Source organism: Minwuia sp., from assembly GCF_048263705.1.
Taxonomy (GTDB): domain Bacteria; phylum Pseudomonadota; class Alphaproteobacteria; order Minwuiales; family Minwuiaceae; genus Minwuia.
This window is the reverse complement of the sequence record NZ_JBLXDV010000022.1, coordinates 17,166-29,235: the sequence shown is the minus strand read 5'-3', so window position 1 is coordinate 29,235 and position 12,070 is coordinate 17,166. Positions and strand designations below refer to the sequence as shown.

8 protein-coding genes are annotated in these 12,070 nt (G+C 65.3%); all 8 read right to left on the bottom strand.

What is annotated here, in order from left to right:
* Positions 1 to 1,445, bottom strand: a 1,445-nt coding sequence (locus ACN0X7_RS19915; protein ID WP_417520217.1) for a hydantoinase B/oxoprolinase family protein, incomplete at its 3' end; no start/stop codon positions are given.
* Between the two features lie 5 nt (positions 1,446 to 1,450).
* On the bottom strand, positions 1,451 to 3,508 hold the full coding sequence (locus ACN0X7_RS19910) for a hydantoinase/oxoprolinase family protein (RefSeq protein ID WP_102828283.1): 2,058 nt from the start codon (positions 3,506 to 3,508) through the stop codon (positions 1,451 to 1,453).
* 71 nt (positions 3,509 to 3,579) lie between these two features.
* The gene (locus ACN0X7_RS19905) at positions 3,580 to 4,833 is read right to left on the bottom strand and encodes a DUF1329 domain-containing protein (RefSeq protein ID WP_237264827.1); all 1,254 of its coding nucleotides are present in this window, start codon (positions 4,831 to 4,833) and stop codon (positions 3,580 to 3,582) included.
* Between the two features lie 18 nt (positions 4,834 to 4,851).
* A complete protein-coding gene (locus tag ACN0X7_RS19900; protein WP_417520216.1) occupies positions 4,852 to 6,474 on the bottom strand; it encodes a DUF1302 family protein in 1,623 nt (540 codons plus the stop codon).
* A gap of 7 nt (positions 6,475 to 6,481) precedes the next feature.
* On the bottom strand, positions 6,482 to 8,926 hold the full coding sequence (locus tag ACN0X7_RS19895) for an efflux RND transporter permease subunit (RefSeq protein ID WP_237264825.1): 2,445 nt from the start codon (positions 8,924 to 8,926) through the stop codon (positions 6,482 to 6,484).
* A complete protein-coding gene (locus ACN0X7_RS19890) occupies positions 8,926 to 9,912 on the bottom strand; it encodes a WD40/YVTN/BNR-like repeat-containing protein (protein ID WP_417520215.1) in 987 nt (328 codons plus the stop codon). Before ACN0X7_RS19890 ends, ACN0X7_RS19895 begins: the two co-directional genes overlap by 1 nt.
* A complete protein-coding gene (locus tag ACN0X7_RS19885) occupies positions 9,905 to 10,828 on the bottom strand; it encodes a hydroxymethylglutaryl-CoA lyase (protein ID WP_314020115.1) in 924 nt (307 codons plus the stop codon). Before ACN0X7_RS19885 ends, ACN0X7_RS19890 begins: the two co-directional genes overlap by 8 nt.
* Positions 10,829 to 10,831: 3 nt before the next feature.
* Positions 10,832 to 12,031 (bottom strand): CaiB/BaiF CoA-transferase family protein, encoded by a 1,200-nt coding sequence (locus ACN0X7_RS19880; RefSeq protein ID WP_314020116.1) that lies wholly within the window; start codon positions 12,029 to 12,031, stop codon positions 10,832 to 10,834.
* Positions 12,032 to 12,070: the final 39 nt, after the last annotated feature.

Sequence of the window (12,070 nt, the reverse complement as noted above, 5' to 3'; positions counted from 1 at the left end):
AGCCCCCCCGGCAAGGCCAGCCGGCGACCACGGTGGATGGAACTCTCGCCTTCGGCCAGCCTCCGATACCTGCCCCGCAGGCCGTTCCCGCCGCGATGCAGGCCGGCGCCGCCGGTATCCGCCAAGGTCTCGTAGCTTTCGATGCGCAGCGGGAAGTAGGCCTCGACGAACTCGTTGGGCACGTTGGTGAAACCCGGCCACAGCGAGTGGCCATCGGCGCCGTCGCCGGCCGGCCGCCCCGGAATACCGCCGAAGCCGATCTGGAACAGCTGGAACCATTCGCCGTTCTTGTCGTAGCCCGAGTACATGAAGTGCGGCGAATCGGAGAAGCCCGCGGCGTTCATTGCATCCGGCGCGCCCTGGCCGAGCAGGCCGCTCATCATGTCGAAGATGCGTCCCAGCGCGTGGGTCCGGCAGGACAGCGCGGCGGGGAAATTCGGCTTGAGCAGCGAGCCCTGCGGGATGCGTACTTCAACCAGGTCGTAGAAGCCGTCGTTGAGCAGGATCGCCGGGTCGAACAGGCTGATGGTCAGCGCGCCGAAGAAGATCTTGAACATCTCCTCGTTGAGGTAGAAGTTCACCGACGACGGCGCCTGCGGATCGGTGCCGGTGAAGTCGAAGATCGCTTTCTCGCCCTCGCGCCACAGGGCGCAGCGCAGGGTGTAGGGCCCGAGTCCGGCGCCGTCGTCGCAGATGTAGTCCTCGAACACCTGACGCTGCTCCGGCACCACGCGCTGGATGACCTCCTTCATCGCGCGGCGGGTGCGGTCGAGCATTTCCTGCTGGGCGCTGTAGAAGATGTCGTCGCCGAAGCGCTCGGCCAGTTCCACGCAGCGTTTGCCGGCGGTACGGCAGGCGGCGACGATGGCGTTGAGGTCCGAGCGGTTCCAGCGCGGCAGGCGCACGTTGTGCAGGATGACGTCGAGCATGTCGCTGTTCATCACGCCCTTGCGGTACAGCTTGACTGGCGGAATGCGGATGCCTTCCTCCCAGATCGAGGCGGCATTGGTCGGCAGCGAGCCGGGCACCTTGCCGCCGACATCGGACATGTGGCCGAACATGGCCGAATAGTTGATGACGCGGCCATCCTTGAAGATCGGCATCAGCACCAGCCAGTCCGGCAGGTGACTCACGGCGCCGTTGCACAGGTAGGGGTCGTTGGTGAGGAAGATGTCGCCTTCCTCGATCTCGCCGGTGTAGCTCTCCAGGAAGCCGGTGATGAACGAGCCGAACTGGCCGACGATCATCTTGCCTTCGTTGGTGGCGATCAGCGGGAAGGCATCGCCCTGCTCGCGGATGCCCGGGCTCATGGCGGTGCGGAACAGCACCGCGTCCATCTCGTGACGGGCGTTGCTCAGCGCGTTCTCGACGATGTCGATGGTGATGCTGTCCACCGCTACGCGTTCGAAAGGGGTGTTATTGGTCTGGGTGATACGCGCAACCATGATGCTTACTCCTGCGGCCGGATCAGCAGGTTGCCGACGCGGTCAACCGCCGCTTCGTAACCTGGGAACACAACGGTGGTGGAATCCATCTCCATGACGATGGCGGGGCCGGTCACGACCAGGCCGGGTGCCAGTCTGGCGCGGTCATAGAGCGTGGCGCTGTAGTTGTTGCCGGCGTAGTAGATCGGGCTCTGGCCGCTGACCGCCGCGGCGAGGTCCGGCGCGCTGCCTTCGTACTGGCGCTCGGTGATCTGCGGACGCGGCGCACGGGCGATCGCCCGCAGGTTGATCAGCTCGTGGGAATCGCCGAGCGAGAAGCTGAACAGCTGCTCGTGTTCGGCATCGAACGCGCCGGTGATCACCTGCAGTCCCTCGCTGGCCAGCCGTTCGCGGTCCACTTCCAAGGTCAGCTGCAAGGCCTGGCCCTGGTAGCGCACGTCGGCCTGATAGTTCAGCTGTTGCAGATGCGGCTCGACGCCCTGGCTGGCCAGCGACTGGCTCACCTGGCTGCTCAGCTGATCGAGGGTCTGCATCACTTCGTCCAGGTCGAGCTCGCTCAGGCGGCGGATGATCGAGCGCGACGCCTCGTCCTTGACCCGCGTGGTGGCGTCGCCGTAGGCGCAGAGCACGCCCGGCCCCGGCGGGATGATCACCGGCCAGGCGTTCATCAGGATGCCCATCGCATTGGCATGCAGCGGACCGGCGCCGCCGAAGCCGCAGAGCGCGAAGTCGCGCGGGTCGTAGCCCTGCTCGACGCTGATCAGGCGCAGGGCGCCGTACATGTGTTCGTTAGCCAGCCGCACGATGCCTTCGGCAGCCTCGAACAGCGATACGCCCATGGCATCGGCGACCCGCTGTACCGCAGCGGTGGCCAGGTCATGGCGAATCTGGAAATCGCCGCCGAGTTTCTGCACCGCCGGCAGGTAGCCGAGCACGACGTTGGCATCGGTCACAGTGGCCTGCTCGCCACCGCGATCGTAAGCCGCCGGGCCGGGCACGGCGCCGGCGCTTTCCGGGCCGACGCGCAGGGCGCGGGTCAGCTCCGGCACGCTGGCGATCGAGCCGCCGCCGGCGCCGACGGTACGCACGTCTACCGACGGTGCGCGCACGGCCACGTCGCCGACGCGGGTTTCGCGGCGGATGCGCGCCTGGTTGCCATCGATCAGCGCCACGTCGGTGGAGGTGCCGCCGACGTCGAAGGTCAGTACGCGGTCGAAGCCGCCGCGCGAGCAGAACCAGATCGCCCCGGCGACACCGCCGGCAGGTCCCGACAGCAGCAGGTTGACCGGGGTGTTGGCCGCCGACTGGCTGGTGGCCAGGCCGCCATCGGAGCGCAGGATGGAGAGCTGCGCGTGGCCGCCGATGCGCCGGTCCAGCTCGTTCTGCAGATGGCCGATGTAGCGCTCCACCTCCGGCCGCACGTAGCTGTTGACCACGGTGGTTTCGGTGCGCTCGTACTCCTGCATCTCCGGTACGACTTCCGAGGACAGCGACACGGGAATGTGCGGCATCACCTCGCTGGCGATCGCCATGATCTCGCGCTCGTGTTCGCCGTTGACGTAGGCGTTGACCAGGCTGATGGTCAGCGCCTCGATGCCGGCTGCGGCCAGCCGCGCGAGTTCCTGGCGGATCGCCTCGCGGTCCAGCGGCCGGACCACGCTACCGTCGGCGCCCATGCGCTCGTCGGCCTCGATGGTCAGCTCCAGCGGCGCCAGCAGCTCGCCCTTGTTCCAGATGACCCAGCCACCCAGCCCGCCCGGCACGAAGGAACGGGCGATGTGCAGCACCTGCTTGTAGCCGCGGGTGGTCACCAGTCCGACCTTGGCGCCGCGGCGGGTGAGGATGGCGTTGGTCGCCACGGTGGTGCCGTGCATCACGCAATTGATCTGCGCGGCGTCGATGGCGGCGATGCCGCAGATCCGCTCGATGCCGTTGAGTACCGCGACGGAAGGGTTGTGAGGAGTGGATGGGACCTTGGCGGTGAAGCTCTCGCCGGTCACATCATTGATCAGTAGCAGGTCGGTGAAGGTACCGCCCACGTCTACGCCCAAACGAAAACTCATGGTTGCTCTCCAAACGCTTCCTGATTCTTGTAGAGCCTGGCCGCCTTTGCGACGGCCAGGCCTCGCGCGCCCTAGCGAGCGATTTTTTCCAGTTCGCGCAGGTTGACGTTGTCCGCGGTGATCCCCGGAGTGTTCATCGTGGTGCCTTCGCCGAGGATGAAGACGGTGCCGTGGCGCCGCTGGTAGTCCAGGGTGAAGCCCGCGGCCGAGGTGATCGCAGTATCGCCGTCGGCCAGCTTGATGGTCTTGAGGTGGTAGTTCATCCACTTCCAGAACTGGCCTTTGCGGTCATACGCCTCGGCCTGGTAGAAGCGCGGGAACTGGGTGTCCATGTACATCACCTTGCGACCGTAGGGGTGCTCCGGCGGGGTGATCGCCTCGATGACCCAGACGTCGCGCGGCTCCCAGCCGTCCTTGGGGTTCCAGTGCGGCGCGTTGTCGAGATCGACGATGGGGAACTCGGCGTTGCCCTTGGCCTTGGCGTCCCAGGGGGTGGTGGTGGAGTTGGCCACGACCAGCAGCTTGCGCTTGCCGAGCAGCTTGTATTCCGGGTACCAGCTGGGGTGCGCGTTGAAGATCTCGATGTCGTCGTTGAGCTGGTCGGTACCGCCGATCGGGTCCATCCAGGTACCGCCGGACAGCCGGCGGGTGCGGCGCACCGACTTCACGTAGGCCCAGGAGTCCTCGAGCTTGGGTGAGTCATAGCGGATGGTGAACAGGCCCAGGCCGCGGATATCGGAGGGGTAGGTCGCGTACAGCAGGGTCTTGGTGAAGATGCTGCCGTCGCCCTCGACCGGGTTGTCCACCCCGAGCCGGCCCTTCATCTGATAGCGCAGGAAGCGCCATTCCTGCTTGCGCTCCAGGCCACTCTTGCCGTCGACGAACAGGTAGGCGAACTTCGGGTAGTCCATCACGTTCTTGCCCGGCTGGGCGTAATGGTGGTTCCAGATCAGCTTGTCCGCCGCATGGGGATCATCGGCCTTCACCTCCGGGAACGGTATGCCGGCGACCCAGCCCTCCACCTGGCGGGTGTCGGGGTTGTACTTGGCCTTGCCGGCGTTGGCCTGGGTCGCCGCCATGTAGTCCTTGCCGAGCGTGACCGGCTGCGACGCCTTGAGAGTGATGTTCAGGCCTTCCTCGCGGATCAGGGTCTGCATGCGCTCGGTGAGCAGGTCGGCGATGGCGGTGCCTTCGAAGGTATTGCCGAGCTGCTGCGCGAGGTTGGCGGCGTTGATCTGGTCGCCGGGCTTTAGCTCGGCGGCATGGGCGGTGAGCACGCTGGACAGGGCCAATGCAGTGGCCAGACAGCTAAGACGCATGTTCATTGTTTTCATCTCCTGGTCTTAGAAGTTGTAAGTCACGCGCAACGACAGCTGGTCGTTGCCGTTGAAGTAGCCGAACAGGTTGGTGTTGTTGAAGCCTTGCAGAGCACGGTCCTGGCTCTCGTCATCGAAGAAGATGTCGGCCTCGGCACGAATCCGCCAGTGGTCGCCGTAGGCGAACTCCACGGCCGGAATCACGAAGGCGCCGCCGTAGGTCATGTCCGTACCCACGGCCAGACTCGGGTTGATCCGGTCGTTGTCGTAGTTCATGGCCAGGATCGCGGTGGCGATGGTGGAAAACTCCTTGGTACGGCCGCTGAAGCCGGCGGAGTTGACCAGTTCGTCGTCGCGGTCGTAGTCCGTGATCCAGGTGTTGAACAGCTGCACCGAGAGGAACGACGGCCGGCTGGTGCCGAGGAAGTGCTGCAGCGCGACCTGCTTGTCCAGGCGCAGCATGGTCTTGACCACGTCCTTCTCCTTGATGCCGCAGAAGCCCGGGAAGAACGCACAGCCGCCGGCTTCGCCCGCCTGCAGGCCGTAGTTGTACGGCGAGTCGGGGATGTAGGAGAGCTCGGTGGAGAACACCGAGTCGATGGACTCCATGTAGCGGTTCGCCGAGAAGCCGAACACGTTGACGAACGGGTAGATCAGCTCGCCCACGGTGGAATCCGCGGCCGAGTTGTATTCACCCTTGTACGCGCCGCCGAACTGCGCGCCGCTGGCGGCGTCGCCGACACCCAGCGGGTTGTTCGGGTTGGGGTTGATCACCGGGTTGACCGACGGGCCGTGGAACCAGGCCAGCGAGTATTCCCAGTCGCCGAGCATCGACTTCCAGCGCAGACCGTAGGACGGATCGTCCATGTCGGCGTCCTTGTGGTCGAAGTTATACGGCACGTCGGCGCCGAAGGTGGCGGTGCGGAAGGTGATGCCCTTGTTCGGGTTGTTGGCCCAGCGGCCGCCATCCAGGTCGAAGCTGTTGCCGCGGTCATACGCGCCGTTGAGCTGGCCGGGGATGAAGATCAGCTGCAGGGTGCCGCCGAGCTGGTTGAATTCCTCCTGCAGGTTGACCATCCACAGCGGCTTGCGCACGTCCTCGTTCTCCGGCTCGAGGAACGAGCGGATGCGCTGGTCGTAGCCGTGGATCACATCCAGCGACTGGAAGAAGTCGGTCTCGCCCCAGACCACCTGCTGCTTGCCCAGCTTCAGCGTGGTGGTCGGGGTGACGTTCGTCTGCCACCACAGCTCGCGCAGCTCTTCGCTGTTGTAGACGTCGTCCATCAGATCGACCTGCGACTTGCTGCGGTTGCTGAACAGGTCGGAGCGTGCGTTCTGGTCCATCACCTCCTGAAGGTCTTCCAGGTAGTCGGTCTCGTACTCGCGGTTCAGTCGACCGGAGACGAAGAACTGCGAGTCGCCGAAGTCCTTGAACAAGTTGAGCTTGAGGATGCTGCGCGCCATCGACATGTCGTAGCGGTAGTTGCCCTTGCGGTCCGCGCCGACCAGGCCGTTCGGATCCTCGCCATCCATCAGGTAGGGATTCTCGAGGTTCCAGGACAGGTGCATGCGCGCGTAGCCGCTGACTTCCCAGTTGTCGAAGAAACCGTCCTGTGCCATTGCCGGCCCGTGCACACCGGCCGCCAACATCACGGCGCTAGCTAACGGGGTTAAGTGCTTCATTCTTTTTTTCATTATCAGCCGCTCCATTGTGCTCGAGGTTTAGCGCGCGCCCGGTGGACTGGGCTTTTTTCGGTGTGCTGTGTTCGAAGATGAATTTCGGCTTGAACACCAGCGCCAGCGAAGGCATGACAAACAGGGAGGTGAGTGCCGAAACCATGAGCCAGAGCCCGATCAGCATGCCCATCTCTGCTTGGAAACGAAGGGAGGAGAAGGACCAGAACAGCACGCCGGCGGCCAGGGTGAAGGCCGTCAGCAGCACGCCGCGGCCGGCCGAGCCGAGCGATTGCAGCACGGCATCCAGCGGAGCGGCGTCGGGGTGCTTCTCCAGGTATTCCTTCATGGAGTCGACGATGTAGAAGGCGTAGTCCACGCCCAGGCCGATCCCCAGGGCCACCACCGGCAGCGTGCTGATGCTCATGCCGATGTCCTGCCAGGCCATGAAGGCGAAGGTGACGACGTTGGAGATCGCCACCGGGATGATGAAGAACACCCCGCTGACCGAAGAGCGGTACACCACCAGGCAGCACAGCACCACCACCAGGAAGGCCAGAGCCACCGCCTCGATCTGGTCGCTGAGGAGAATCTCGTTGACCGCCGCGATGATGCCGAGCACGCCACCGACCAGCTTCACCTCGGCGCCCTCGATGGGGTTCTCGGCGATGAACTCCTTGGCGTAGTGGGTGGCCTTGCGCAGGGTGTCGCCCTTGTGGTCGCGGAAGAACAGGGTGACGGCGCCGTTCTTGAAGTGCACATCGCTGAACTGCGCCAGATCGCCCGGGTCGGCGCCCTGCATGTAGAAGCTGATCAGCTCGCCGTTCTCTACCTGGCTGCCGCCCAGTTCACGGAAACGCGGGTTGCCTTCGTAGAGGTTGCGGCGGATGTCGACCACGATGTCGGCCAGGGAAATGGCACCGCCGATCTCCTCCTGGCGTTCCATGTAGCGCGAGAAGCGCAGCATCCAGTCGAGCACCTGCGGCGTTTTCAGCGTGTCCAGCTCCTGGCCCTCGATTACCACGAACATCTGCTCGGAGCCGGGGTACAGGCGGTTGATCAGCGCGCTGTCCTGGTTGAAGGAGGAGTCCTGCCAGAGGATCGGCGAGCCATCGCTGGCATCGCCGATGGTCAGCCGGGTGGCCTCGAATACCAGTCCAGCCATCAGCACGATCACCAGTGGCGCGATGTAGTAGCGGGTACGGCTGCGCACCACCCACTTGGCACCGGCCAGAATGGCGCGCATGAAGCCGTCCAGGTTGAACGGGTGGGCGTAGCCCTGCGGACGCTTGATGAACGACAGCAGCGCCGGGGTGAGGAACACCGCCGACACAGTGATGGTCATCACCCACACCGCACCGACGATGGCGACCTTCTGCAGCAGCGGGATGGGCGTGAGGATCACGCACAGGATCGCGCCCGCGTCGGCATACAGCCCCAGCATGCTCGGTCGCCACAGCTCCTTCATGGTCTGCTCGGCGGCGCGCCGCGGATCGACGTGTTCACCGCCCAGCGTCAGGTCGTCGAAGCGGGTGATCATCTGCACCGAGTGCGACAGCGCCCGGGCGGTGATGATGAAGGCCACCACGATCACCAGCGGGTCGAAGTTGAAGCCCAGCAGGTTGCCGATGCCCAGCGCCCAGATCGCCGAAACCAGGCCGGCCAGCAGCGGCAGGATGGTGCCGCGCCAGGTGCGGCTGAAGACGAACAGCAGCACCAGCATTGCGCCCAGCGACAGCAGCGACAGGCTGACGGTCTCGCCGAGGTAATGCGCCACCCAGCCATAGAGGATCGGCTCGCCCACCAGATGCAGCGTGACCTGATCCTGCACCTGCGAGGCATCGAGCAGCGTCTGGATCTGCGGGAAGATCTTGCCGTAGTCCACCAGGTGGTCGTAGAAGTCCACCTGGATCAGTGCCGAACTCAGCTCGCGGTCCACGTACAGGCCGTACACCATCGGGTTGTTCAGCACCGCCTGGCGCAGCTCGTTGATCTCGTCCCGCGTCTGCGGCACGTTCGGCCACATCATCGGCTGCGTCTCGATGCCCTCGCTGGAGGCGTTGACGCGCTTGAGCTTCTTCGACGCCAGCGAGGTGATCTGCATCGGGTTGACGCCCTCGACCTTCTGCAGGTCGTAGGTGATGCGGCGGATCTCCTCGAGGATGTCGCGCTCGAAGATTTCCCCCTCGCGCGCCTTGACCAGGATGGTGACGCGGTTGCTGGCCGCGAAGCTGTCCTGGTACTTGCGGTGCACCTGCACGTACGGATGGTCGTGGGGCACCATGTCGCTGAAGCGGGTGCGGATGTCCAGGCCGCCCAGTGAAGCGGCGAAGGCTACGGTGGCCAGCGCGATGGCCACGCAGACCATGACGCGATTGCGAATGGACCAGGCGGCCAGACGCGCGGTATAGCTCTTGACGCTATTCATCACGGGGTCTCCTTGATCAGCAGCCGAAGGTCTTGCGCTTCGAGCAGGCCGACCTGCTTGCCGACCAGCAGCACGCCGCGGTCGGTATTGACCAGGCGGCTGTGGTAGCTCTTGTCCAGGCTGGCCGGGCTCCAGCGCTGCCAGCCCTGGTCGGGCACGGCATTGCGGGTCTGGTAGAGCGCGCCGCGGTCGCCGGTGGCGATCCAGCGTTGCTCGTGGAAGGTCACGTCGTAGAGGTGTTCCTCGGTGAACGGCGGCAGCTCGCGCCAGTCCTGGCCGCCGTTCTCGCTGAGGTACACGCCGCCGCGATTGCCGACGGCGACGCCGGTGTCGCCGTTGAAGTGCACCGCGCGCAGGCTTTCGCTGCTCAGCTCCTGCACCCGCCAGCTCTCGCCGTGATCGACGCTGTGCAGCAGGCGGCCGAACTCGGCGGCGATCCACAGATCGCCGTTGGCGCCGGCGCGGATGCTGTTGAGGGTTACGTCCTCATCGATGCTCAGCGCTTGCCACTGGCTGAGGTCGGCATCGGCGCGCAGCAGGCTGCCCATCTCGCCGACCGCCCAGAAGTGCCCGTCGATGAACGACACGTCGAGCAGCTTGGCCACCGAGTCCTCGCCCAGCAGCTGCTGTTGCTGCCAGCTGCCGTCAGCCTGGCGGACCCACGCGCGGCCCTGGTTGCCAACCACCACCACGCGGCCATCCGGCGAGCTGGCGATGCCTTGCAGGTTGTCGCGGCCGGGGACCTCGGCACGTTGCCAGCTCTGGCCGTCGTCGGACGACTCCAGCAGCGCGCCGTTCTGGCCGACTGCCCACCAGTGCTGGCCCAGCACTTCGGCATCGAAGAAGGCATCGCGGGTTTCCAGCAGCGGCTGGTCGAGCGGATGCGGATTGACCGTCGGCTGAACGAACAGGGCCGCATAGGACAGCCCCCCGATGATGAGCCAGGGCGACAACCGCCCGGCCCAGCTGAGACTGGACTTAAGCATGCGTTGCCTCCCGATGTGCCTGATGCTGGCGCTGCAGCCAGCGGAAGCTGTGGCCGCCGAGCGGGGTTTCGGTCAGTGCCTGCACCCGCTGCACCGCGTCCACCAGCGCCAGGCTGTCGATCCCGGTGTCCAGGCCCATGGCGTTGAGCATCAGCACCAGGTCCTCGGTGGCCAGGTTGCCGGTCGCTCCTGGTGAGAACGGGCAGCCGCCAAGGCCGCCGATGGAGCTGTCGAACTCGCGCACGCCGGCGTCGAGCGAGGCCAGCACGTTGGCCAGCGCCATGCCGCGGGTGTCATGGAAGTGGCAGGACAGCCGCTCCTGCAGGCCTAGCGAACGCAGCGGTTCGAGCACGCCGCGCACGCTGGTCGGATGGGCTGCGCCGATGGTGTCGGCGATGATGACCTTGTCCGCGCCGGCGTCGAACAGCCGCTGGGTGAGAGCGATCACGCGCTCGGCCGGGGTGACGCCCTCGAACGGGCACTCGAAGGCGACCGCGACGTAGGCGCGCGCCTCGAGGCCGTCGCGCCGCGCCTGCTGCATCAGCTCCAGGCATACGGCGGTGGTCTCGTCGAGACTCATGCGGATGTTGCGCTGGTTCATGGTCTCGGTGGCCGACAGCACCACAGCCACCGAACGAGCACCTGCGGCCCGCGCCAGCTCGTAGCCCTTGGCGTTGGGGATCAGCGCCGAATACGCGACCTGATCGGGCATCGGCAGGCGGGCGAACAGCGCGTCGGTGCCGGCCATCTGCGGCACCGCCTTGGGCGACACGAAACTGCCGACCTCGATGCTGCGAATGCCGGTGGCCAGCAGCGCCTGGATCATTTCCAGGCGCTGCTCGACGGTGAGGGTCTTGCCCTGGCTCTGCAGCCCGTCGCGCGGGCTGACTTCATTGACGACGATGCGCTCGCTCATGGCTCACCTCACCACCTTGCTGGCGCGCAACTGCGCGATGCGTGCGTCGCCGTAGCCGAGCAGGGTCTTGAGCACTTCGTCGGTGTGCTGGCCGAGCAGGGGCGGCGGGCTGAAGTGGTCGTCGCCGTCCACCGAAAGCTTGATCGGATTGCCCGGCGCGTTGACCTTGCCGCCCTCGGGGTGCTCGATCTCGACCACCATGCGGCGGTAGAGGATCTGCGGATCGCTCAGCGCCTGGCCGAAGTTGTTCACCGGGGCACAGGGCACGCGCACCGAACTCAGCAGGGCGACCCAGTGGTCGGTGGTCTGGGTGGCGAAGACCTCGTTGAGGATGCCTTCGATCAGCACCTTGTTGGCCAGGCGTTCGGGCTGGGCCTTGAACTTCGGGTCCTTGAGCGCCTCGATGTTGAGCAGGTTGACCAGGTTGTCCCAGAAGCTGTCGAAGATCACCGCGACGATGAGGAAGCCGTCCTGGGTCTTGAAGGTGTTGTACGGCACATGGACGAAGTGGCCGTTGCCCAGCGGCGTGGGGTTCTGGCCGCTGAGGAAGTACATGGTGGCCATGTAGTTGAGCATGCTGATCTGGCAGTCCAGCATCGAGATATCGACGTGCTGGCCATGGCCCTTGGCGTTGCGCGCCTGCAGCGCGGCGAGTACGCCCATGACGGCGAACATGCCGCCACCCAGATCGCCGATCGGAATGCCGGCCCGGGTGGGCTTGTCGGCATTCTCGCCGGTGATCGACATGCCGCCACCGATGCCCTGCACCACCTGGTCGAAGGCCGGGCGCTGGTAGTTGGGGCCGTCCTGGCCGAAGCCGGTGACCGAGCAGGTGACGATGCGCGGGTTGATGGTCTCAAGGTGCGCGAAGTCGATCTTCAGCTTGGTCGTCACCCCGGCGCTGAAGTTGTCGAGTACCACGTCGGCGGTGCGGACCAGGTCGTAGAACAGCTCCAGACCGGATTCGCTCTTGAGGTCGATGCAGATGCTTTTCTTGTTGCGGTTGAGGGTGAGGAAGTACGCCCCCATGCCGTGCAGTGAATTGTTCGGGTCCTTGGCCAGCAGGGCGCGGGTACCTTCGCCTGCCAGCGGCTCCACCTTGATCGTGTCGGCACCAAGGTCGGCCAGGATCATGCCCGCATACGGACCGGACAGCATGTGGGTCAGATCAATGACCCTTATCCCTTCTAAAGGCTTGCTCATATTGTTTCTCTTATAAGTGCATTGGAGCCACGACCAGAC